The organism is Chitinophaga sp. LS1 (genome assembly GCF_034274695.1).
Lineage (GTDB): Bacteria > Bacteroidota > Bacteroidia > Chitinophagales > Chitinophagaceae > Chitinophaga.
Map to the genome: position 1 here is coordinate 6,531,200 of NZ_CP128362.1, position 24,613 is coordinate 6,555,812.

The window sequence follows — 24,613 nt, forward strand, 5'->3', positions numbered from 1 at the left end:
TGTGATTTAAAAAATTAGCGGCCAGGCTTTGTCTGGCCGCTTTATCGGATTTAATTGAAGATTATATCATAGTTGATCAACTTACTCCGGGCTGGTTCAGTATTGGCTTTTTGCTGAACAGGAGCTGTTAATGGGTTATTGGTTATCGTAAGTGGAGGAACTATTTCTTGTTGTTGCATCCTCCCAAGGTGCTCTGCAACAGACTTAAAATCAGACGCGCTATAGATATAATATTGGCTGCAATAGTACAAGGTTTCAAGGGCTAAGGCAGGATCGAGCTTATTTACTATAGTCTTTAGTAATTGTATCTGATCGCGGATATACCTTGGCTTTTCTGTTTTGAGTTGAAAGATCCATCCCAATGCCTCCTTCTGATCAGTAAAAAGATTAGCAAACTCCTGCATCATCTCCAGAATTGCACGTGATTTGTCCCTACCATGGTCTGTTTGCAGGATCTTCTGTCCTTTGAGTGGTGAGATAATATGGCGACAGAGTTCCTGTTTTTCCATACTTAATATGACAAGCTCCTGCTCTTCCCTGATAACTAGTACCCGGCTTTGGCGATCTTTATATGTGCCAAGAGGTAATGAGTAAAAATTACTTTTCCAACTAATTGTGTTATCTTTTCTTACCGCATAGGAACTATATTCAGGTTCCGTCATTTGAACAGGGTTATACGGATAAAGAAAGGTAACTTCATTTTCCATTTCTTCAGCTGGTATTAGCTTTGTAGTGCCATGGATTGATGCATTAGCAGTACGTTTCAGCCATGCGAGTACTTCTTCATTAAGCAACTGAATATCTTTGAAAAAACGGCCATATAGAAAATTTCTTTTTACATATTTTACGACATTTTCTATTTTTCCTTTGGACTCAGGGTCTGCCGCACGGCAGAAATAAGTTTTCAAAGGTCGATGATATATATATTGTCGAAAATGTTCCGTAAGTATTAGATCTCCCCAATTTTCATCAACCATAAACAATCGGTCCTGGTCATAGACAAGTTCCTGAGGCATACCTCCAAAATGGCAGAAGGCTCTTTCATGTGCTTCTACAACAGTGATGGTAGTAAATGGCCGGTCTGTGAACAATACGTATTTATAGCGGGAGCGGGACAAACTCATACAGAAAAACTGTACTTTACGCGTCTTGCCTTCAGTAGTCCGCATATTATAAAAGCCAAAATCAACCTGAGCTTGCTGCCCATAAGGTAATTCGGCTACCATCTGATATTGCCGGGTTGGTTGTTCTACAGAAAGGCTGTATTTAGCCCGGATGGCCATAACAAAATTATAGACTGTTTTAGGGCTGATTGGCCCTAAATCAGGAAAATGTTCTTTTAATAAATCATGGATTTGAGCAGAAGTTGTATCTGGAAGGCTTCTCAGGCGATTGAATATAAAATCTTCAAATTCCAGGAGTATCTTCTTTCGACCTTTTTTCTGTTGAGAAATAACTAAAAAGTCTTCCTCACTCATGGAAAGTTGAAGCTTGATCGTACGCCAGTTTAGCCCTGTTATCCTGGAAATAGATCGAATGGAGTGCTTATCCCGGTAAAGTTGATGAATACGCTGGTAAGTCATAAGTTTGTTTAAATAGTTCATTTAACCCTGTCTTTGTGATGATTGACAAAGGTTAAAAAATCCCTCCGGGAGAAATCCTGGGGGGACGAACTATGTAACAACTGTACTTTTAGTGCTGCACTAATGTTGCCATTCTTGCTGTAGCATTGTTACCGTTTTTGCTGCACCCATATTTACCGATTTTGTTGTATTATTATTTACTGCTTACACTCCTGTAAGTACTAGTCCTATGGAAAACCAACCAATATTTTTGCTTAATTTCTCTTGCCAAGAAATATTATTGGAACTATTTGTTTGCGATGAGGTATTATTTGTTTGGGACATTTTTAGTTTTAATACTGAATGTTTTAGGGCTTGAATTTTTGCTTTACAAAGGTAAGGTGTAGCATCATAAACACAAATTTAATAGTATAACAAGACAAAAAGTATTATTTGGAATTAAATATGGTACTTATAAGTTATTAAGTTTTCTGTTTTTTAAAATCTAATTGAATTGCGCATAAAAACTGCGCAAAATAGGTCCTATTTTCGCTTTATTGAGTACGCTGCATTAGCGAAAATACTTAGAAATACATGCTATTTAATTGAAATGTATGTTGAGGAGAGTTTGACTTGCTGTACCATCATTTTCACTTTTTCTCATTCAGTGGTGGAATAAGATCTGCTAATGTAGTTTGCTCATCAAATTTTAGTGTTGAGAGCTGACGGGCATTGAAGGTGGGCATATCTTCCGGATATTTATAATCGTTTAAATATATGGCGCAATACAATCCGTATACTGTAATTTTTCGTCTGGTACATTCCCTGCAGGTATAATAAATAGCCAGGGCAAAGAGGAAGGATAATATAAGAGAGATAATTGTATGAATAGGCTCTACTCTTATGCCTCTGTCAACGGTAGATAAATCATTTGCGAATATACTTAAGTACACAATAAAGGGGAAATAAAACATTTTCATTATCGCCTTACCTAATCTTGCTTTCATGGTGCTTTTGGCACTTGTCTGCAGAGGAGGAAAGTTGAATATCTCATTCATGGAGAGGTAATTATAGTGATGTCGTCTTCTTGTATAATTAATGCTTTTTATATCGAATCCAGAATCTTTGAATTGATCGGCATTGGCATCGTCCGGATACCTTTCGGATATTGCATGGAACACGATCTTTAAGTTGTTGATCTCTCTTGTTAATGTGAATCTCATGGTAAAGCCTAATAGGATGAAGGTAATACCAGATATTAATCCGAGGTCATTGAGGTCAAAGCAGTTGCCTAATATAGGAATCCTTATGATTGTAAAGTTTTCTGTGTCGCTGCGCAGTAATATGTTGAGTTCCTCTCTCTTTTGCCTGATTGAATCCTGCACTTCATTGTATAAGGCAGTGTTAGTGGGAAGGACCTGTTTAAGGTGTTTTTTTAATGTATTATACTCTAAATTAGCATACTCCATTCTTTGACGCTCCCAGTTGTATTTATAAGAATTTATTACAGCAATAAGAGAGAGAATATTTACAATCAGGTAAATGTAAAGTATTGATCGGGTGGTACCAGAAGAGCGGTTGCTTACTTCACATATATTATCAATGGCTTTATCAATGTCGAGGTTTAGTCCTTTTACGTTCATAAAGGTTAAGTTTAGGTTATAAACTGAAGATAAAAATTAGGGTATAGTTTTGCAATACCAACTAGTTGGTATTTTTAAGGGAGGTGTTATTGGAAATGGGTGATGAAAAGTTGAAATTTTCATTTTAACGCCAATGAATCGGGATTGTAAATAATCCTTTTGTTCCGATAAAATACTTGTTTGCTTCCGGATATTGACTGGTCAAAGGGGAAATAGACTTCGTATTTATCTTTTGAGGCCCTTAACACAATGATTTTATTTTTTCATGATGATAGTATCACTCACATTCGAATGGGATTGGGAGCGAATTTTTCTGAATACAATTTCGTAATCGGGGACGTTTAAGAACTGTACAGGTGTTTCCAGAGCTTCATTAACCGGTACAAGGTTTTCAAATGTACTTTTATGTCTTTTCTCTATTTCGAAATGATTTATTGTAAAATGCAATGATAGGGGTTATTGTGGTGATTGGAAATACCAAGTAGTTGGTATTTTTCAAGGGGGGAATGGATTAAGGTTGATCTACAACAAAAAACGCCGGAAGTAATACCTCCGGCGTTTCGCCATTCTTAGGGTGCAGAGAACGAGGGAAGAAGCGAACCTCGTATTAAAAGATCTAATAATTCTAATAAAGGCCTTTACTTAAAAGATGAGTATCTTTCTGTTAAGATATGTCTTGACTATTTCAACTAATATTACTTTCAGATACATGTCGAAAGGAATTATCCTACTCCTTCACTATTTTTTCAAATTACTATCGTAAAATTCTGTAAAGTCTTTTTCCACTCTACCAAAATCATTATTGAATTGAGCCATCTTCCTATTAAGAAAATTTTCAAAATTTACACGCAGACGGCTGTCATTAAAATTTCTATTAGCTTTTCCTTCTTCAACTATCTTGACATATTCTTTTTGGGTTATGGAAATGGTATTACACAATGAATCATGTTTTGTTGACAGAAAATATCGTTTTTTATTTCTATCATGATATGCAGCTTGTATGGCATCGGGATACCGTAACCAAAATAGCTCTATTTTTTCATGTGCTGAAAGTGAAAAACACAAAACCCATTTGGAGTATGGTAATAGGTCTAGTTGACGGTATCGGATTAGAATATTTTCGGCTGGCGACTCAGTTTTGTTAAATATTTTAACAGAATCGAAATATCTACTTGCCCAATGTTCAGCGCGTTCATTTAGTGTAAAATCGATCTCTGGAGAGTTAAGTAAATATTGATGTTTTCTATTTTGAAATGTTGTGTAGAGTGTAAAAAAAAGTCCGATAATACCTAGAATAAAACCACCGTATGTAGCAAAATCAGACATTTCTTTGCCGGGAATAAACCTCATAATAAATAGATAGGTTCCAACAATAAACATTATAATGCCAATAACTTTTAACATCGAGGAAAACATAATAGTAAATTTAATTGAGTAAATTTATGGTACATGAAATTAGTCAAATTGGTTTTGCCTATAACCTTTTAGTTAATTGCTTCCTTAGCGGCCACTCAAAGCCGAATAAGATACTTTCTTAACAAAATCTTTATATGAAAGGGAAAAAACAACAAGAACTGAAAAATGAAATATGGCAGATTTGTGAGATCCTTTTACTTGCAAAGTCTTCATTTAACATTACTAAATACCTTCTTCATCCCAATTCGCTCAAACACACTGAATATATCAATTCATCAGCATATTTCAAATATTCAATAATAATTAATTGGCGGACCACAGTAATCGAGCTCTCAAAACTCTTTGCCGATAACAAGGATCGGGATCGTTTCAATTTAAAACATTTTATAAAGAAACTAAAAAAAGACGGCCACTTCGGCGATATAAAGATTCCAGATACAATAATTGCAGACTGGGAGGCCATATTGGACAAGGAAGTGAATGCTATAAACAATCTTATACTACAACGTGATAAGATATATGCACATACTGACCCTGCACATAAAAGCGTCACTAACACAGTTCATATCCGAAAAACAGATGAGTTAATTGGAGTAGTAGAAAAAGTTATTAAGCATATTTACCTTACCGTTTTTGACACCGGAATTTCCTTTGAGCCTGTTGGAGACCCTATACAAAATCTGAATTATTTACTAGATATTCTGGTTAATGAAAGAGAGACTAACTTAGCACCTCCAATGGCGTTTGCTAAAAAGCATGGCTTAGAAGATGTGTAGCTATTAGAGGATACAAGGAATAAATTAATACCAACTAAAATATAAACAAAAATGGACACACGAGAAATTGCGCAAGAAATTCTTAAAGCTACTACCTTACATTCTCAAGGTTCAATACTTACCGGTTTGACAGAGAATTCCCGTCCGCAGGGTATAGAAAAAATGAAACAGGCGGAACAAAACCTGATTGATATATTAGAAAAATTCAGACTACAAATTATTGACGAGATTAAAGCAGAATAGAGTATGTGCAGTACCAACTGATTTTTCAGAAAACAAACTTTGAACCATAGAGCCCAATTCGAAACCAGAGCTAATAAGACACTAAAAGATCATATCTTAGACATAATTTTGATGGTAAAATAAACAAAAAAAGCCGGAGGTATTACCGAGGGCACTGAAGAAGTTGCCCTTTTATGAGGGATCTCTTAAAAAATGATCAGGTAGAACACGTTTTTACCTGATCGTTTTTTTTGTACAAGAACTCGTTATTGGGCTTATATGATGATTTGTTGCGCATGATTGGTAAAATCCAAAGTTCTCCGGGCAGTTTTCACCAACTTTCGTCTTTTAGAGGTTTAGTTTGATAATTCTTTTCAGATTTACCGTGAAGATCGCCAATGCACCTTGCATTTGCATGCTATCAATCCCATAGGATATTGCCCGATTATAGCCATGTACATTCTTTAACTCACTGTTTTTTGCCTCGATCTTATATCGCTGTCTGGCCTTTTCTTTATAATATTCACTTTCTTGAAAAATCATTTGTTGCTGGTGTAAGTTTGATTGTATGGATACAGAATAGCTTTTAGTCTTTGCTTCAGGCTTATAACAATTGTCCTTCAGCGCGCAGATCTTACATTTTTCAATGTCAAAAAAATAGGTATCTACCTGATTAGTACCTACATCCTTCCTGCCATTACGGACTTTTTTAATCGCCATATGACCGGCCGGACAAACGAACATATCGGCATCCTTATTATAATCAAACTTATCCTCATCCTTTCTAAAGCCCTGGGTAATGGAAGGGTTCAGCTTTGCTACCACTTGTATATTCTGACCCTGGTTATCTTTTAATTTAAGGTTTTCTTTGCCCGAATATGCGGAATCACCGATAATCGTATCAACTTCAATCCCATTGTTCTGGCTGATCTCCAAAAGTTTGGGCAACTCCGGGCCATCACCTTTTTCTCCTGATGTGACTACCGCCGCGGTTATGATACGCTCTTCTGTCATGGCAAGATGTGTCTTATAGCCAAAGAATGAACTATCCGCAGATTTGTGCCCGATCCTGGCGTCCAGATCTGTGGAGAGTATGTGGTTTTCTTCCGTATCCTCTAATGTTTCCTTTAGCAGGTTTAGCTTTTCTTTAACCGCAGGTATTGAACTTAAAGTCTGCTCTGAGCTAATACGCCTCTCAAGTTCTCTGCAATAAATCAGCTCATCCTGCAGATCATTCGACGTATTTTTCTCAGGCAGATGGCCCTTCATATCCTTATCTATGGCGTAAACTGCTTTGCGAAGTAATTTTGAACGTTCTCTTAACACATCAAGGGCCGAATAAGGATTCGATCTGGAGAGTGAATGGGTGGCATCAACAATGATCGATTTGGATTTAATAATTCCTTTTTCGAGTGCAATAGATACAGTTTTGCCAATCAGCAGATTTAACAGGTCTGTGTCTTTTAAGCGAAGCTTTCGAAATTTAGTCAGTGAACTAGGGTTGATAACAGCTTCCTCGGGAGACATATCAAGAAAGTATTTGAAGGACATATCATAACGGGAACGCTCAACGATATCGACGTCTGAGGCAGTATAGATCGTTTTCAATAATAAGTATTTGAACATACGGATCGGGCTTTCAGCCATGCGACCATTATTCAAACAATACTTATTCACCAGTTCCTGATAAATAAACTGAAAATCGATCAGTTCGTTAATCTGGCGGAGCAGATTGTCTTTAGGTACTATAAGATCGTAAAGACTCGAAAAAGAACTAAGCTGAAGTTGCTGTTGATGAGGTAACATGCTATGATATATTGCTGATACCTCTAAGATAATTGAAAGGGAGCAGTAAACTTGCGTTTGCTGCTCCCTTTAATATTTAAGCATCTTGGGACTTTTTCAGTGCCCTCGGTATTACCTCCGGCTTTTTGCCATTATTTTTTGAGCGTGCCCAGAACAGGAATACTATCCTACTGGTTATTAATATCTTACAGTCGCGGGATGTCAAATTAAAGTCGCTGTTTTTTAGACAGCATAAAAGTGTGCCTATTGTTCACACTTTTTAACTCTTCTTCACCTGTCCAGACAAAGGTAAGAATATTATAGTAAATGTGTCAAATGGAAGATTTTTCAATAGTGCCTGTTACTGTGCCTAAATTACCTACTGTTCATACGCCTTATGGAAATATTAGTCTGTGCAACCTTATAATCAAAATCATGAATGAATTGACCGCCCTCAACTTTGTTCCTCATCTCAGGGGAAAAAAAACGCAATTTGGCAGCAAATTCACCAATTGGGTTCGATTGTAATGGGTCTTTAACTTTCGCAGAGGCCTCGATTACTTGATACCAAGATGCCCAAACAGCTCTTTTATCCAGTGATTGATTAGAAAAATGAACGTGATTTCTGGATATGACGAAAAGATAAATATCATAACCCGAATAATCGCTATTACTGATTTTTAACTTTTCGAGAATTGATTTTGCATTATTTGCTTTTATCCACGCTTCTATTTTTTCAATCCACTCTACGGATTTCGGAATAAGGTTAGAGATCCTACTGAATCTTTCTTGCATAGATGTAGAAAATGCATCTTGCCATTTAAGTTGAAAAAGCCCCAATACTTTCCGCTCTGGGTCAAAAATAATTGCATCAATATCCGTGCTTTTGTTATCTATTTTGACAACAATATTTTCATGAATTTTTAGTATTCTATCAGGAAACAAAGAGTATAGTTGCTTTTTAAAACGCGCTTCCCGATTATTTACAGCATTGAAGTAATCCTTCTGATAACGTTTTTTTAGCTCCCGATTTAAAAAGAACACAGGCATATCTAAACATCCATGTGATGAGCGCATAAGAATGTTATTTGCTAACTCAAAAAATGGTGAGCATGGCGCACCAGGATAACTTAAATGCTGCTGAAAATTTTCCTTATTAATCGTAAAGCAAGAAACAATTTGCAATACCTTATCTTCCGGAATACCTCTTGATTCACTATAATTCTTGATAAATGCATCCTTGGAAAAGGTATATGTAAGAATGTTACGTAAATAAACCTGATGGTTTGTTTTCTCTGCTAAAGCCATACAGCAATCTCTATGCATAGCAGCTGCCATGATAACATCCTCTGCAAAATCGAGATACTCCTTATAGGCAATTCCTCCAAAAACATCTGACTCATCAAAATCATCAATTATTTGAGTTGTTAGCAAATATATACGACCATATTCAGAGTAAAAATCGTCAATCTCGCTGGTTGCTTTATATGAAATAAATTTCTCAAAGTGTATAGTTACAATCTCCTTTAACTGCTCCCTAACAGCAGGAAGCCTCTCCATAAACTTTGAAAGTCGGTCCTTATAAATTCCTTGAGCTATATAAAAAAAGTATTCAAGACTCAACTTTTCATAATATTCGGCTGGCTCATCTATTGTATAGGTGAAAGCAAATTCTTTCTCAGATAGTTGGCTCAATTGCATTAACCCGGCCTTGCAATACATAAGAAAATGTGAGCTTATTTCAACTTTCCCAGCATGTTGAATTATATTATCCAGCCATTTTCGTGTTTCAGGATCGAATAAGATTGCCGGAATTAAATTGTTGGAATTGTAATCTTCATAAAAAATTGAAAATGCCACTCCCCAACCAAATCTATATTTTTCAATTAGCCAATCTTTCTGAGGTATTTCAAAATCATGTTTCAACATGAACATAAGATAGTCCAATGAACGTATTATCTCAATCACAACAAACTCAACATCATTGGAAGGATATGATTTTCTTATACGTTTTTTTTCATTTTCAAGAATTTCATAAAGGTGCTCATTAATCATCGCATGATTTTTAGAGATGAGGGCTAAAATAATGTTCAATTCTACCTACGGTATTATCTAATTGCTTTTCTATCTCACATTCCCAAGCGATAATGACTATCCAGCCTTCATTTGTTAATGCATGCTGATGTTTTAAATCACGGTCTACGTTTTTAGACAGCTTCTCCTTCCAAAAAATTGAATTGGTATCAGGAATACGCCCTTCACGGCAATTGCTATGATAATGCCAAAAACAACCATGTACAAAAATGGCTATCTTATACTTGACAAAAACGATATCTGGTTTTCCTGGCAGTAATTTATTATGTATACGGTACCTGTATCCTTTTGCGAATAGAGCTTTACGAAGCAATATCTCAGGCTTGGTATTCTTGCTCCGGATTTTGCTCATTACCTCACTTCTCTTTTGCTTAGACCAAATGTCCATTTTGTCCTGCTTTAGGGATTATTCTATTTTCTTCTATAAATTTATATAAAGCAGTAGCAATAGCCTCTGCTAAAGGCACCGGAACTCCATTACCTATCATTTTAAATTTTTTGGTCAGGGACAATCCTTCCGGCAACACATAAGTGTCTGGTACCCCTTGTATTCTTAATGCTTCACGTACTGATAACCGCCTGTGTTTATATGGGTGCAAGTGTACTTCATTATTGCCGTAACAAGCTGTAGGGCTATATCTGAAACGGTGCAGTCTTTTAAATGACGGTCTGTTTGTTTCTCCTTCGCCTATTGATAATAATTTCTTCTCGGAAATATATAAATTGAAATACTCGTTTGCATTCGCAATTTTATTAGATTCCCTATAAGAAACAAGACAGCTTTCAATACATAATTCTAACGGTAAATCTTTAGGTTTAGTTAAAGATTTACCAAAAGCGACAGCTTCTGGCCATAGATATTTAGTTTCTGCATTTCTATATTTTATATTCTCAGGCCAATCAAACCATTTGCCATTATTTCTTAAGTTAAATAATGGCTCTCCAATTTTACTCTTGAGTATGCCAACAAAAAATACTCTCTCCCTATGCTGAGGAACTCCAAAATCTAACGCATTTAAAGTTTCATGGTCAACGTAATATTCCTGTTCTACTCTTTTTAAGAGCTTGGCCAAATGAGCCTTTGTTGATGGGCTTTTTGTTAAACCTGTTACATTTTCCATTACGAAAAAAGTAGGCTTTAATGACAGTATTCTATCAAAATATACAATTGTTAACTTACCCCTCTCTCCATTAAATCCATTCATATTCCCCTGTACGCTGAAATCTTGGCACGGAGGACCGCCGATTATACCAAAATCCTCCGGCATACCATTGGGGAATGCCTCAGCAACTATATCATTAGCATTTACTTCAACTATTGACTTGGTATTAAATATTTCTGCTTTTATTCCATTGCCCCTGGCTTTTCTCCAGGAAGTAATTCCTTCAGAATGAAGTTTAGCGAACATTCCATCAACCTCATTCGTCCAAACGATTTCAAATCCTGCCATTTCAAACCCCATATCTAAAAAGCCTCCACCAGAATAGAATGAAAGAATTGGAATTTTATGGTCATTATGGTTACTCATAAATAATTGTGGTCTTAGTGGCTGAGTAAACAAATTCAGTTGCTTCCTTCCGTAAGTTAAAGAGGGTTATTTGTTTACCCCTGCTCTCGTTTAATTCAGTATATTTTTCAGAAGGAAAGCTTGTAACTGTAATTTTTCTTTCCTTGTTTTCTAAAAACACACTACTATTTCCGTTTTGATATTTTACAACGTTTTTGATAATACCTGAAACATCATTGAAAGAATAATCGGTTTCCAGTTGTTTCAGGAAAAAGCTACAAGCAGGTCTATATAAACAGAATTTACAATTTGCTTCAGACGGATTAGCTGCAAATATCCCCTTACTTACGTTTTCGTTTGTTATTTTTAACAAGGCTTTCGCTTCATTGAAGAGGTCATTACACTCCGATGGTGTAAAGTCAACAGTGAATTTTTGTTTAGCCAGATCAACCAAACTTAATTGTGTTGGGTACTTGCCAGTTGTTTCAAAATACAAATGACCATATAGTTTTAATTGCTCTTTGTATTCTGCCTTTATTTCCGAAAATACTTCTCCTTCTTCATCTAAAAAATCTTGTGTAATTGCTCCGGTTTTGAAGTCAATAATTTCTGTTTCTGTTTCGTCTTCAATTACCAAATCAACTTTTCCACCAATTAATTTATCCTTTGATTCAAACCATTTTTCGGAATGATATTTCACCCCAATTACCTTTGATTTTTTTTCAGAAGAATGTCTTAAATGTTTTTTAAGAAGAACTTTTTTCATCCCAAAGTCCTTCACGTTTTTTTGAAGTGGAGTAAAAAAGTCATAATGCAATTGTTTCAAGTTTTCCTCTTGCAATCTTACCTGGTCATCAAATGATCTGTTGAAACTTTCCTCGTCTTTAATTGCACCTTTAGCAATCTGTTCAAGCATTTTATGCAATACTGTTCCGAAATAAGCATTTGGTGAAACCGGTAATAAGGGCTTCTTTTCAAAAGCTTCTGCCAGAATGGATTTATATGTACAATTCTTCATTGAATAAAACTGGCTTGGGGATATCCTGTTAATTTCCCTGAATACTAATTTGTTAATCTTATTCATTATCTATTAACTAATTTTTCATAGCACCAACCCGGCCTGCGGTGCAAGTTAAATGTATCAATTATGCTCACCGTTCCGTTTCTACTGGCTGTGTATTCATCAATTTCAGCTTTCGTTTCGGCTAACCAATTTGCTTCCCTAATGTTCCTCAAATCCCAAAAAGGATGAACGATCATTATTATATTCTTCTGATTTCTTCCGAACTTAATGACTGGCAGTCTGTTTATTTCTTCTAAATGAGTAAAACCAAAACTTTGAGCAAAATTATTCCTTAATTCTGTCGCAAATGAAAGCCAGTCACGTAACTCAACATATTCATCAAAATTCCCGTCTGCCCCGCACACATAATTTGAATCGTTCATGACCCTCATCATTGCCAAACCTAACTTCCAGTCAAGCAAACTATGGTAATTCATATTTCTATACACTTTCAAACAATCATAGCACGCGTCCTTGCACCTTTGTTGATGTGCATGGGCATGAATTTTTCCTAAATAATCATTGGGGTCAGGGGGATTCATTGCTTCTGCAAGAATGCTTTGAAAGTTATTGTATAAATACCTCACAAAGCCAGAACCGTTGGGTAATTCATCTGTCAAAATGATTTCTGCAATTCTTCTATCTGTTCCATCTTCAAGCGTCTTCATCGAAATGTCTGCAATCTCAATTTCAGTTGGGTCAACATCAAGCTTGTCGGCTAAAATTCTTTGTAGTAAAAATGCTGCTGAATAATATCCTGAACGCACACCATTTGACTGTGCTTTGATATGTGCTAAATCAGTTTCCCTCGAGAACATATTCAAGTCTAATTCTAAAGAAACTGCTGCAGGTGATATTCTGAAAATTTCTGTTTTCTTGTTACTTGCCAAGGCAATTTGTTCGTCTTGTCCGGCAGTGTTGTTCTGGATGAAAATTGAATACCCATTTGAATTAGAGTTAACCGCGAAATCATTCACTAACCATTGGTCATTAAACCAAAATCCATTTACCGAGTTAAATGGAAACCGATTATTAGTATTATAAAGCTTTCCAGTGAAATATTTGTCAGAGTTTGTGTTGACTCTCCAGGTAACATCTTTATCGCTAATGATTAAGTCAGCATTATTTATTACTTTTTGCTGATCTGGGTTTGCAGGGTCGTTTATCTTTTCTGCAAAAATCGGAGGTCTTGACAAAAGGAATTCTGAATCATCCTTTGAATCACTTCCCGAAGAGAGATTTGTTCTGTAAGCTCTTGGCGATTTCAACTTTACTGGTTGCTGATATTTATCGGGGTTCAATTCACCACAATTTGGACAACTATCAAACTGGTTTTGTACGTCCAACTCTGTTTTTCTTTCTTCTGAATATGTTTCAAAAAATCCGCAAGCCCGGCAACGTACAAACCAACGGTTCATTGAAAAGGGAAGCTGATTGCTTGTTCTTGCATTGGTAACAGTTGCATTTCCCTGGATTCTCGTATTTATAATGTCACTCGTAAAGCCAATTACCTGATGAATTGCTTTGTCTTTCGTCTTTTGTGCCCCCGGTGCAAATTCATAAATTGCCATGGATTGCGCCCTGTCAATTGATAATGGCTCTAAATGTTTATTGATACCATGGTATAGATTTCTAATCGTCGTTGGCATTCCGAACATTGGGAGTATTCCACCCTCAGCCAATTTCTCTGAAACATCTGTTGTTGCAATTTCCTCATTGTTGATTACGTTTTGTGCCTTTCCAATTAAGCCATTTACACTTCCGGTATCGGTTATCCAGCTAACAAATTCATTTCTCTTGTTTTGTAATTCAGGTGTAATTAAAGCATCTATTGTTTCTTCAATTGTTGCTCTATTACCGTTTATCCAGTTAATGATTTTGGCTTTGTAATCTATCCAATTCACCTGAGCATCTCCAATGTTCCCAAATTCTCCATGAACACTTGATTTTTCATCATTAGTAATATCAATGTTTTCATCTATGTAGGCTTTTCTGAAAATTTCCTTGGCAAGTAACCGCTTAAAAATTCTTTCCTGATCCATAGTGAGAAATGGAGTAGGTGGTGAATCGCCAGTTATTTTGTGAGGATTTGAAAAATAAAATTCGTCGTGGCTTCTACCTCTGCAAAAGGTTAATATTACTGAATACGCTTGCCCCCTTCGTCCTGCACGGCCAACTCTTTGCTGGTAGTTGAATCTTTGAGGCGGCATGTTTCCTAACATTACTGCTTGTAATGCACCAATATCGACACCAACTTCAAGCGTTGTTGTTACACTCAATAAATCAATTGTTTTTACCTGCCTTATACCTTCATCTGGCAATATGATATTCCTGAAATGCCGTTGTCTTTCAAACTGGTCGTCTGTTTGTCCAGTCAATTCTTCGCAATGTAACCGGATTGGTTGACGTTTTTCTTTTATTGCATTGTAGGAGAGATAATTTTCCTCCCAAATATCATCACATATACGGTCGTGTTGTGGTTGTAGTGGTGTAACCGAATAGGTACAAATACCACCACTAAAATGTAAGTGTGGCCTACTTCCGCGCGGGCTTGTCCATACGTGGTCAGTCGCACGGGCAACTTTAATGAAAAGATTTTCAATTTGAATTCCTGTGTCGCCTAAGAGTAACCCACTTGTTGAAAGTGTTGCGAATACAGCATCACCAATTTCGTTTTCCTGTTTGGAAAATCTTAATGCAACTGCACGGATATACTTTTTTACTTGCCCAGGGAGTTCCCTGTAAGTAGTGAAGTTAAAAGGGTTTGCGTCATCGACTTTATTATGCTTGTATTTATCTCCCAAAATTCTGACTGTAGAATTTACAATTTGTAAAAAATCGTTTCTTGAGATTGCAACTGCATTAGCCTGATCTGTGATAACTTGCAATTCAGGATTAATACTTACATATCCTAAAGCAGATGATTCAAACGAATAAAAAAGGGAGCCAAAGAACATTGAAGCAAGATTGGTGAAAGTCCCATCTCTCATTTCTGCGATAAATTCATCGCTTATTCCGGCATTCCATTCTTCCCTATCAAAATTGATCAACTCATACCAAGGAACAAACCTTCCGTTCAGAGGTTTTGATTGTATTGAGATGTCATTGCCGCCAGGGTTTATTCCTAACTCAACAAAATGTTTTATTAGTGGTGCAAGATTTATAGAATTGGTAATATGAACTAATTCCCTCACATTTATCAGTAGTGAACGGTATTCATTTAATTTCGCTGTTGCATCTACTTTTTCCCTTTGTCTTATTATGTTTACCCCGGTATAGTTTGACTTGTCAAATAAGTCTTCAACTCCATCATAAATTATTGGATTGTTTTGCCTCAATTCACCTTGTTTAATTGTGTCGCCACCATCCAAAGCATTTATAATTTGAAAGCGAGACATCAAATTTGTATGAAGTTCGCTTACCAAAATTTCCCTTAACAGGTCTGTAAAGTGATTTCTTTCAATTCCGTTTGCAACCTGTGCCGCATCTTCCCGGCTATCAGAAAACACAACCAGTTTCCTTTCCGCTTCGTTATCCGGCAACTGGTACATTAATTCCTTTGCGAAAATCTGTGTTGTCTTAGCGAAACCCGTTCTAAAACCTCTTATTGATGTGAATTTTCTCTTGGGTGTGTCTTGCCTTCGCTTTTGATTGTTAAGACCACAACATGGACAGACATTTGGCAAAGCCCTGTGGGTTTCTCTTGTATCAATGTTTCCGCTTGCATCAGGAAAGGCAATATCACGGTTTGAACCGTTTGGAGTAATTGTAAAGTAGTATCCTTTTATCCAATCGCCACTTTCTGTATTTGCTTTATCATGCGAAAAATCAATATCACCCGAAATGCAATTGAGGGAGGCTTGAATCCAATCAGCTTCATAATCGCCTTGCTCAAATCCATTCACTGTGGTTTGCCTCCAAAAATTAGTTGGTATGCCATGTTCGCGGTCATGTCTTGTATATTCCTGATTTCCGCAAGGCCAAAAAACTCCAAACTCTTGGAAACTCCTTTTCTCAACGAGTTTTGCCGGTGTTTTTTCCGGTATGCCTTCAATATTTGGACTGATAGGAAGGAGTTCAAAAGAATGGTTGCCGGATTCATTTCTTGTAACTAACCGGCTTCCTCCAAACAAAGTTGTTCCGCAATTATCACAATAAAGCAATTCTAAAATTCTGTTTCCCCGTTCAGAATTTATTCGTGTTGTTGAGTATAGTTTTCCGGCTGTCCGTTCTCCATCAGCGAAGCCAGTATTATCAATATCAGTTGCCTTTACAGAGGCCCAAATTCCTTCTATATTTCTGAAAAAATAATGAAACCTGAACCGTGGTAATTTTCTTTCATCAGGAATAGCATTGGCAATTGTTTGAAATTCCGGCTCATCAAGCATTGCTCTTGCTATGAGCAATCCTCTTAATGCGTTTTGTAAATCTTCTTTTGAAGTAGTATTTTCAAAAATTGTTTCTGCAAAATACGTTCCTATTGTATCATCACCGATTGCCTTGATTGAGCAAACAGCCTTATAATCATTACATGGAGAATACAACCTTTCTTTTAGTCGCAAGGCGGGATTTGTAATTACCAAAAGTAATTTTTCTATTCCAGTTCCTTGCTGTTGAATATTTAATACAGTTGCAATCTGGGTTGCTGCAGCTTCACAACTTGCAATAAATGTTGCGTTTGAAGTATTTCCTTTTGAAGTTGAAAATTGCTCTGCAATTTCCTTGAAGGGACTTATTGGAAGTTTTCTTTCCGTTCCGGGAAATGGAATAATTGGATTATTTCTTCCTTCAATAAGTTTGAACTTGCGGTCAAAATGGTCTTTGCTAACTCCGAAAAAATCACAGACGAAATTTTTGCTATCCTCATCTCCCGCCTCAAGTGATGCACTTGAGGCAAGTATCCGAAGCTGTGAGTGTTGTGGGTGCAGTCCTAAGCGATTGAGTACAAGTTTGAGCAGGTATGCTACCTCTGTACCTTGAGTTCCTCTATACAAGTGTAATTCATCAATAATTAAATGAAAAATCCTGTTAGATTTTGCCGCTTCCCGTTCTATTTCAGGTAAATCTTCGCAAGCCAACCATTGTCTTGTTTCTTCAAAAATACCTGAATCTATTTCTCTCATGAGCATAATGCTCAACATGGAATAGTTTGTAATGAGAATATCAGGTGGTGCAACCTGCATGTCGAACCGGCTTCTCATTTCAGAACCATCCAAGCGTTGAAAAAACGATTTTAATTCTTTTGCTTCACTTGGTGTTTTCCCTGCTTCCCTTATGTATTGTGCAACTCTATCTGAATCTTTTTCAATTTGCCGTAAGGCATCAATCAACTGGTTAACCTTTTTCTTGTTGATTACGGTTCCATTATCAGCATTTTTTTTCAATTCGCCGGCAACAGGAGAACTGCCATTGTACCTTCCAAAGTAAATGGAATTTCCATTTGCGCTTGTATTTAACCATTGCCTTGTATCATCGGAATCAAGTGCTTTTCTTAACCGGCTCATTTGATCTTCAACCAAAGCATTCATTGGATAAAGAATTAACGCTCTTACACCTGATTTTCTGTTTTCATGTTGCCGCTGCCTCGTTGCATCACTTAATGTGAAATTTGATGTATTTACAATTTGCGTTGCCGTAAGCCCCCCATCTGTACGTTCTTTCCACCATGTATTCACAGTGGTGGGCTTTGAGTGAGGGATTTGCCAATTAGCAAACTCTTTTGCGAGTTGAGCAAATAATGGCAATAGAAATGATTCCGTTTTCCCAGAACCTGTTCCCGAAGTAATAATGCAATTGTTTCCCTCTAAAGCTTTCTGCAACATCTCCGCCTGGTGTGAATGCAGTTTTATATTGGCATTAAACAAACCTGTCTTTACAAGTCCTTTGAATGTATCTGCTTCACTAGCATTTAATGCGTTACCTAAATCAGTAAGAGTTAAATCATCAATCCGTTTATTACTTGAAATATAATCAGGCAATGGTTCAATCCACGGTTTGCGATAAAGAACTTTATCGTAATTTAATAAAGCGTAGCGTTCTTTTTCAATTCCACTAAACTTTGTCCCAAATGCCGTTTCAACATAACGGATGAAATTTTCTTTTATAGTTTCAAATGAACCAATTGGGTCTTTCATTTTAATTCTTTATTTATCGGTTGTTGCCCTAATTTACGAAAAAGGTTTTCTGTAAAAACGCCAGGAATATTCTCATAAATCCTATAATACTTTCCTTCAATTTCTTTGAAATCAGGAGCCAATCCACTTAGCAGCATGATTGATTCTGAAAGCAGCCGCGGCAAAGGGGTCTCCGAGGGAATTGCAACCCGCTTTCGTTCATTATCAAATAAAATCACGTTCTTACTGATTTGTTTTAGAGAAAGGTATTTCCCCCAGTTTTTGTCCACCTGATAGCATTTACCAGCTTTCCAAAGTTTATTGTAGTAAGTGTATTCATTTAACTTATACTCAATTAGCGAGAATGTCTTGTCAAAAGCAGGTGCTTCATTTCTTTCGTAATTCAAATTCTCAGGATTAAAAATTCTCCTCGCCCAGCCATAATCATCCTCCTGGGTTTCCGTTAACTCACGTTCATATTCTTCAATGTTTGCAGAGAACAGTTGTAGGGCTATCTGTGGGAAATTATTCTGACTGAACTCTATTTTCATTTCATTAGCAAATGCTATAATATTTCTTTCCCCGGAGCCTTCTGTTCGTTTTCCAAATGCTTTAATTGTTATTGCATCAGGCAGAAGCAATTTTTCATTGGAAGAAAATTGCTTTGTGATTTCAACTTGTAGATGATGTTTGCCAGCGGTGGTAATTATTGATTTTACAAGAGATAAATCTCTTGCCCCAATCAGTAGCACTTTTCTACCTTGATTAGAAGGGACGAAAATCAATTGTGGTGGATTTACCACAATTGATTTTGTTTCATAATCGTAATCAAGAATTCCTGTATAGTCATAGAAATTCAGTGATGCTTTCTTGGCTCGTGTCAGGTTAAAATTGCCGGTTGTTGTCTTCTCTGCAAATTGCTTTGAATAATAAAACTCAAAAGCACGATAAAACTCTTCTGTTGTCAGGGAAGTTTTTAATGCAAGAAAACTTGAAAGCATATTCCCACAATGATTGTCATACGCTGTCATTGTTATTTGCGAAGCAAGTTCTTCATTAATGCTAAGAAAAAGATTTTCCCAAGCACAAAAGTATCGTTGACTTGCCTTTGTCGGATTAATAATATTACTGCCTAAACAATATTGTGCTGCTCCAATTTCAATATACTTTCCAAAAGAATCTCGCTTTGGCAATAGAAGACCGTCAACTTTTTTTGCCGAATCATCAGAACTAATAAGGTTGTAAGCGATCTCATTACCTGCAAAAACTTCTCCTTCTACTTTTATATGGAAGTCAATGTTTAGGAGAGTATCGACAGGAAGTGACCAACGGTTACTATTCGATAGCTTTCTCGTTAGAAAAATTTTGTCTTCAGTATTCCTGTACTGTATGTAAACTCTTTCGTTGCCATCTGAATTGTTGATTTCAACCTCTGGTAAAAAATCATTAATAAATGTTCTGAAATTTACTTTAAGCCCACCTATAAGTTCAATTCGCTTCTCCGTATAGAGAGTAAGCAGTGGAATGTCAGGATGGCTTTTTACCGGATTCAGAATTTTGAAAAGTACGTATCCCTCAGCCAAACCTTCCAAATCCTCCTGCCTGAAATTTCCGTTCCGAAAAGTTTTTCCCCATTCAAGTATTGCTTCCCGCTTCTCATCCTTACAAAGTAAAAACATCGGGTCTGTTTTTGAGAGTGTTTCTGTTTCAATCCAATAACCAGTACTCAATTGATATGTTCCGGCACTTACAAACAACCTTATATCTTTTTTGGGAAATCTTGCAACCCATTTATTGAAATCATCTTTTAACTCAAATGGTTCTTTGAATTCAAGATTCAAAGTTCTTGACCAGCCATTCGTTTCATATAAGTTTTCGTAGCCAGCAAAATTTAAATCTTCGGGATAATCATTTGAAGAATATATTCTAAATGAAAATAAAATCAATCCATCATTATTGTTCACCTTGATTTGCAAAAACAAAGGAGCAACAGTATAGTTTCTTTTTGTCCATTTTGAGGTGCCTTCTTCTTCATTCGCATGTGTTTCACCAGTCCATTTGTTGTACTCACGAATGATAATTTCAACTATAGATTGGCCTAACTCATTTGAATCGCTTCTTCTGATAAGTTCGATTACACTTTCCTTCAACCAAAGAATTTTCGCTCCATGCTTTAAAAGTAATTTCCTGAATTCTTCTTTTGAATAAGCAGAATCAGGAATTAAACCGGCTTCATAAAATAGTTCAGGAAGTTTATTGATTGCACTTGGAGATAATATACATTGCGAAAAAGGCTTACCTACATGAATCCAATTTTGGTTGCCAAATTTTTTTAGTTCAAAAATTCCAAGATCACAATTTCTTGCAATAATCGACCATTCTTCAAGTGCATTCCATAAGTGAGAGATAATTTGAAAATTTGTAGTTCCAATTGATTGCTCTGTAAATTCATTCAGGATTTCGTACTTTTTAAAAAACACATTGACTTTGCCGTAATAATTTGTTGTATTGAAACGTTCATCGTAAGTTTCTGTTAAAGGAATAATATAAAGAATAAGATATGCTATAAATGGTGGTGTTTCTATTCTATTCCAGTATGAAAAGAGTTCCTGAGGACGTGCTATTGGTGAATAAGGCGTTTTATAATTATTTCTCTCTTGTCCATCGTATTTGATTGCGAGGATAAAGTCAGCCCAAATTTCATCGTCTGATTTACTATTAAAAAAAGATCTTGAATATTTGATCAGGTCTTGTTTTGTCAGATAGAACAAAATGTCACGACCCGCATTTTCGGGCTTGAAAAAAATCTTTGCTATATGTTCATTCCATTCTGAATAAGTCATAGCTTCAATTTCTTTAAAGGTCTCTGGACTTCTCTTTCCACCTGCTCAAAATCGGGCAAATCCTTTATCTGTTCCGCAAGTGAATTTTTCCAACGTCCTTTATATTGTGGCAAGCGTTCCTGTAGCTTTGCTGGAAAATCAGCTGTTTTCAGATTTTTGCTTTTGCATTTCTGGCTAAATTCATTCAGGTAATGTCCGGCTTCCATTTTTTCAACTTCCAGCAAATACCAGATGTCGTAAAAATCCCGTGCTGCCATTCGCTGCATTACAGAACGCATCTTTTCTACAAGCACTTCTTCCAACGAATAGCATAATAATTCGTATGCTTCTAAATCAGTATAACCAATAAGCACAGGCATTCTCACGGGTTCAAATGCTAATACTTCGCTCCTCGAAATGTCAACCTTTACTTTCTTGTTAGCACCTTGTCCACCTAAGGGGCCAACATAGCTAATATAAAAGTTTATTCCCCCATCTTCATGCTCATTATTATCTATTATTCCTAATGGGATGTTTGCCTCTTCTTTTATATAATCAAATGCTTCTTTAAACCATTCAAAAATTTGATCGTTGGTCACTGTATCGTCCAATAAAGTAAAGTCCAGGTCTTCAGAGAACCGGTAATCTTCAAAATAGACTTTCTTCAATACTGTGCCACCCTTAAACACAATCACTTTGGAAAGTTGCTGATGTTGGGAAACTCCTTTTAATATCCATGAAAGCACATAATCCTTTTCTATCTGCTGGTCTCGTACCCCTGTTTCCCTTGCTTTTTGTTGTATTTCGCCTGGTTTAATCATGTGTATATAGCAGATTTAATTGTTTCCGATTCCAGATTTTGCTGAATACTCCATCTGCTTAGCATTTTACCTGACTTTGGTAATTCAGTATCCAATAAGATGTAAGAGGCTGTTTTCTCTTTTAACAATTCTTCTATAATAATATGATTAATGTCCAGTACTTCTAAGAGAAACCCTAATCTTTTAATTACAGCTTGTGATTTAAACTTCCTTGTATATTCAAGTAACTTATCAAACTTGATTTGATCTTTTGAAATATTAATTGCCCTTGCAACCTCTACTATGCCACCGGCATAATCTGGCTTGAATAAGCAATCAATAATCGTTTTTTCAAGGTCGGAACACTGGACCTTATTGAAATTATCTATCCAAACTTTCTTTGCGCCAAAAAAATGATCTTCATTGTGATATATAAATTGGAAGGGAATATTTTTAATCTTAATGATAGAAGGCCGTAGTTGTTTTGAAACAACGATTTGTTCTTTTAAGGATGGCTGCGTAATAAGATTGTGGATATGAAGCGCTGAGTAATATCCTATGTAATAATCGGCATTATTAACCAGAAATCCCGCTATTGTATGCCAGTCAGGCATGAACGTTTCTGCATCAGCCTCATAAGGTATAATATAATATACTCCTTCTTTGAGCCGCATTAGTAATCCCCGCCGGGTCATATCACTAAGCAATTGTTTTACCGCATTTTCCTTTGAATCAGGCAGGGCTTGAAATGCTTCCGTATATTCAAAGCATACCCTACCTTTCCTATTAAAGTAAGATAATAGTTCGTTAGATTGCGTTGATATGTACTTATTCTTCATATACCGATAGTCAGCTTAAACCTGATTACAATGATATGAAATATCTTTTAAAATTGATAAAACTGCTTTTTGTATCAACACAGTCAGCTTTAAACTAACTATTCATCTATGAAACATAATTCACAAAACTACCATTTAGCCCTATGATATCAGATTAGTTTATCTGCTTTTGAATCATTTTGATGAATAGGAACCGTTGTTATGGACTTGATTTAATGAAAAGCCATCTGCAAAGTGAGATGGCTTAAATAAAAATATTAAATTTCTGCGTTATTTCTTCTTTTCTGCTAACATCTTATCTAACTCATAGTCATCAAGCATCAGCATAAAATCAATCTGCTTTTGCGTTAGATTCTCTGAGATATATGTACTTCTTGCCATTACCTTTTGTTTGGTGTTAGACCCCTAATAGCGGGGTTTATCTCATCTTAAAAGGTAAATATATCAATTTGGTCGACTTTCAAATAGGTTAACCTATTAATTAAAAAAAGCCACCTACACTCTCTGTAGATGGCTCTTTAAATATCATTAAAACTTTGCTTTTATTTTTTCTTCTCTGCCAACATCTTCTCCAGCAAAGCAATCTTTTCTCTCTCACTTTTCAATAGAGCCTCATATAATCTTTTATTTTCCTCCATTGCTTCTACCCATCTATCGATTGGATTGAATACTGGTTTATAATTAATAGCTGCGTTGTCGTTAAAATTACAAGCGATATTATTAATTGCCGCATCCTCATTAAAATTCTTAATAGCATCTACAGGCACCTTCAACGTTTTTGCAATCTGTTCCAGTTGCTCTGGTTCAATCGTTTCTTTGGTTTCCAGTAAAGAAATACTCTGCTGGCTGATATTAAGGGCATCGGCTAACACATCCTGTTTGATATGCAGGATTTCTCTAAGGCGTTTTACCGCACGTCCCTGGTGTACTTTTTCAGGCATACTGGTAGTTGTCATAGTCGCAAATATATTGAAAACTAACAATTTGGTATTATACTAATTCCGGCTTGTAAGGTACAAGTGAGCATCCTTAACCAACCCATCGGTAAAATACAACATTTTTTTATTAACGCACAGGCTTGCTTGGTGGGCTACGGCCTGGCAGGGCGGTAATTTACCTTCCGGATACAGTAACCAACAACAGATTTGAAGTAAAATACACTATAAGGCCGTTTTGGACAAGAACCACCTATTCACACTATAAATCTACCATCTATGCCAAAAATAGTAGAAAACAACACCTTAGCGCCGGATTACCCGCTCGCCCTTCCCAACCCGGAAACCACCTCCCTGCAAACCATCGAGCTATTCCTCGGCATGTTCGCCCATGAACTCCGCAGCCAGGTAGCCGGAACTGTACAGGTATGCCGGTATATAAGGGAAGGTAAGAATAAGGACATTTACCTGCGGGCGTTGGATAGGGCTACCCTTGATACCCTGCTTGTGCTGGACAATATGCTCACCACCGTAAAAATTAGGGCCGGTAAGCTGGATATTACCACTGTAAACGAATCTTTCCAATTCAAGGCATGGATACACCCGCTGATACGGTCATTTGACGATGCTGCCGCCATACAGCGAAAAGACATCAACCTGACGCTCTACCCATCACTGGAAGAGGCTTTTATCACCACAGATAAGGTAAAATTGGGCCAGATTATCCAAAACCTACTCACCAACGCCCTTAAATTCAGCTATCCGAATACCTGTATAGCAGTAAAATGCCATATCCTGCTGGCAGGATTGACCATCCAGGTAATCAATCAGGGCATGGGCATTCCTCCGGGGAAAGCCGCCACCTTATTTGACCCCTATGAACAGCTTGATAAAGGGTTGGCTGGTTCCGGGTTGGGGTTATACCTAAGCCGGTTATACTCGCAGGCTTTGGGCGGCTCCCTGACTGTAAAGAGCAATCATGGGAATACCGTTTTTACGCTAACAATACCCGTTTACCGTTAAATCATCACCTCA

At 36.6% G+C, this 24,613-nt stretch carries 16 protein-coding genes; 3 read left to right on the top strand and 13 right to left on the bottom strand.

The genetic code is table 11. The annotated features are described in order from the left end of the window. Positions 1-50: 50 nt before the first annotated feature. The 3 genes from istA to QQL36_RS26755 form a co-directional block, all read right to left on the bottom strand. The gene (gene istA / locus QQL36_RS26745; protein ID WP_321567361.1) at positions 51-1,583 is read right to left on the bottom strand and encodes an IS21 family transposase; all 1,533 of its coding nucleotides are present in this window, start codon (positions 1,581-1,583) and stop codon (positions 51-53) included. A gap of 629 nt (positions 1,584-2,212) precedes the next feature. Beyond that, positions 2,213-3,205: a hypothetical protein gene (locus tag QQL36_RS26750; protein WP_321567362.1), complete on the bottom strand. Its 993-nt coding sequence runs from the start codon at positions 3,203-3,205 to the stop codon at positions 2,213-2,215. 738 nt (positions 3,206-3,943) lie between these two features. Continuing rightward, positions 3,944-4,609 carry a hypothetical protein gene (locus tag QQL36_RS26755; RefSeq protein WP_321567363.1) on the bottom strand — a complete coding sequence of 222 codons (666 nt, stop codon included), beginning with the start codon at positions 4,607-4,609 and terminating at the stop codon, positions 3,944-3,946. A gap of 146 nt (positions 4,610-4,755) precedes the next feature. Between QQL36_RS26755 and QQL36_RS26760 the strand changes: the two genes are divergently transcribed. Both QQL36_RS26760 and QQL36_RS26765 read left to right on the top strand, forming a co-directional pair. Continuing rightward, on the top strand, positions 4,756-5,397 hold the full coding sequence (locus QQL36_RS26760) for a hypothetical protein (RefSeq protein WP_321567364.1): 642 nt from the start codon (positions 4,756-4,758) through the stop codon (positions 5,395-5,397). 51 nt (positions 5,398-5,448) lie between these two features. Then, on the top strand, positions 5,449-5,640 hold the full coding sequence (locus QQL36_RS26765; RefSeq protein WP_321567365.1) for a hypothetical protein: 192 nt from the start codon (positions 5,449-5,451) through the stop codon (positions 5,638-5,640). A gap of 327 nt (positions 5,641-5,967) precedes the next feature. Here the strand turns inward: QQL36_RS26765 and QQL36_RS26770 are convergent, their stop codons facing one another. The 10 genes from QQL36_RS26770 to QQL36_RS26815 form a co-directional block, all read right to left on the bottom strand. Continuing rightward, entirely contained in the window at positions 5,968-7,425 is a 1,458-nt protein-coding gene (locus QQL36_RS26770) for an IS1182 family transposase (protein WP_321567366.1), read from the bottom strand. Between the two features lie 354 nt (positions 7,426-7,779). Continuing rightward, entirely contained in the window at positions 7,780-9,459 is a 1,680-nt protein-coding gene (locus QQL36_RS26775) for a hypothetical protein (RefSeq protein WP_321567367.1), read from the bottom strand. 10 nt (positions 9,460-9,469) lie between these two features. After that, positions 9,470-9,886, bottom strand: coding sequence for a very short patch repair endonuclease (locus QQL36_RS26780; protein ID WP_321567368.1), 417 nt, complete (start codon positions 9,884-9,886; stop codon positions 9,470-9,472). Continuing rightward, a complete protein-coding gene (locus QQL36_RS26785) occupies positions 9,870-11,027 on the bottom strand; it encodes a DNA cytosine methyltransferase (RefSeq protein WP_321567369.1) in 1,158 nt (385 codons plus the stop codon). The genes QQL36_RS26780 and QQL36_RS26785 overlap by 17 nt, the downstream gene beginning before the upstream one ends. Then, complete coding sequence (locus QQL36_RS26790) at positions 11,020-12,090, bottom strand: PD-(D/E)XK nuclease family protein (RefSeq protein ID WP_321567370.1); 1,071 nt, start codon at positions 12,088-12,090, stop codon at positions 11,020-11,022. Before QQL36_RS26790 ends, QQL36_RS26785 begins: the two co-directional genes overlap by 8 nt. Next, positions 12,090-18,203 carry a DEAD/DEAH box helicase gene (locus tag QQL36_RS26795; RefSeq protein ID WP_321567371.1) on the bottom strand — a complete coding sequence of 2,038 codons (6,114 nt, stop codon included), beginning with the start codon at positions 18,201-18,203 and terminating at the stop codon, positions 12,090-12,092. Before QQL36_RS26795 ends, QQL36_RS26790 begins: the two co-directional genes overlap by 1 nt. Next, on the bottom strand, positions 18,200-21,025 hold the full coding sequence (locus QQL36_RS26800; protein WP_321567372.1) for a hypothetical protein: 2,826 nt from the start codon (positions 21,023-21,025) through the stop codon (positions 18,200-18,202). Before QQL36_RS26800 ends, QQL36_RS26795 begins: the two co-directional genes overlap by 4 nt. Beyond that, positions 21,022-21,825, bottom strand: a complete 804-nt coding sequence (locus tag QQL36_RS26805) for a nucleotidyl transferase AbiEii/AbiGii toxin family protein (RefSeq protein ID WP_321567373.1) — start codon at positions 21,823-21,825, stop codon at positions 21,022-21,024. Before QQL36_RS26805 ends, QQL36_RS26800 begins: the two co-directional genes overlap by 4 nt. Then, on the bottom strand, positions 21,822-22,643 hold the full coding sequence (locus QQL36_RS26810) for a type IV toxin-antitoxin system AbiEi family antitoxin (protein ID WP_321567374.1): 822 nt from the start codon (positions 22,641-22,643) through the stop codon (positions 21,822-21,824). Before QQL36_RS26810 ends, QQL36_RS26805 begins: the two co-directional genes overlap by 4 nt. 542 nt (positions 22,644-23,185) lie before the next feature. Continuing rightward, complete coding sequence (locus QQL36_RS26815; protein WP_177189447.1) at positions 23,186-23,599, bottom strand: helix-turn-helix transcriptional regulator; 414 nt, start codon at positions 23,597-23,599, stop codon at positions 23,186-23,188. A 258-nt stretch (positions 23,600-23,857) separates the two neighbouring features. Between QQL36_RS26815 and QQL36_RS26820 the strand changes: the two genes are divergently transcribed. Then, complete coding sequence (locus QQL36_RS26820) at positions 23,858-24,601, top strand: HAMP domain-containing sensor histidine kinase (protein ID WP_321567375.1); 744 nt, start codon at positions 23,858-23,860, stop codon at positions 24,599-24,601. Positions 24,602-24,613: the final 12 nt, after the last annotated feature.

Bases quoted from the DNA above. Each gene is read 5' to 3' on its own strand.
- QQL36_RS26820 (WP_321567375.1), top strand. From the start codon at position 23,858: ATGCCAAAAATAGTAGAAAACAACACCTTAGCGCCGGATTACCCGCTC.
- istA (WP_321567361.1), bottom strand. From the start codon at position 1,583: ATGACTTACCAGCGTATTCATCAACTTTACCGGGATAAGCACTCCATT.
- QQL36_RS26795 (WP_321567371.1), bottom strand. From the start codon at position 18,203: ATGAAAGACCCAATTGGTTCATTTGAAACTATAAAAGAAAATTTCATC.
- QQL36_RS26750 (WP_321567362.1), bottom strand. From the start codon at position 3,205: ATGAACGTAAAAGGACTAAACCTCGACATTGATAAAGCCATTGATAAT.
- QQL36_RS26810 (WP_321567374.1), bottom strand. From the start codon at position 22,643: ATGAAGAATAAGTACATATCAACGCAATCTAACGAACTATTATCTTAC.
- QQL36_RS26815 (WP_177189447.1), bottom strand. From the start codon at position 23,599: ATGACAACTACCAGTATGCCTGAAAAAGTACACCAGGGACGTGCGGTA.
- QQL36_RS26755 (WP_321567363.1), bottom strand. From the start codon at position 4,609: ATGTTAAAAGTTATTGGCATTATAATGTTTATTGTTGGAACCTATCTA.
- QQL36_RS26760 (WP_321567364.1), top strand. From the start codon at position 4,756: ATGAAAGGGAAAAAACAACAAGAACTGAAAAATGAAATATGGCAGATT.
- QQL36_RS26765 (WP_321567365.1), top strand. From the start codon at position 5,449: ATGGACACACGAGAAATTGCGCAAGAAATTCTTAAAGCTACTACCTTA.
- QQL36_RS26785 (WP_321567369.1), bottom strand. From the start codon at position 11,027: ATGAGTAACCATAATGACCATAAAATTCCAATTCTTTCATTCTATTCT.
- QQL36_RS26780 (WP_321567368.1), bottom strand. From the start codon at position 9,886: ATGGACATTTGGTCTAAGCAAAAGAGAAGTGAGGTAATGAGCAAAATC.
- QQL36_RS26800 (WP_321567372.1), bottom strand. From the start codon at position 21,025: ATGACTTATTCAGAATGGAATGAACATATAGCAAAGATTTTTTTCAAG.
- QQL36_RS26770 (WP_321567366.1), bottom strand. From the start codon at position 7,425: ATGTTACCTCATCAACAGCAACTTCAGCTTAGTTCTTTTTCGAGTCTT.
- QQL36_RS26775 (WP_321567367.1), bottom strand. From the start codon at position 9,459: ATGATTAATGAGCACCTTTATGAAATTCTTGAAAATGAAAAAAAACGT.
- QQL36_RS26805 (WP_321567373.1), bottom strand. From the start codon at position 21,825: ATGATTAAACCAGGCGAAATACAACAAAAAGCAAGGGAAACAGGGGTA.
- QQL36_RS26790 (WP_321567370.1), bottom strand. From the start codon at position 12,090: ATGAATAAGATTAACAAATTAGTATTCAGGGAAATTAACAGGATATCC.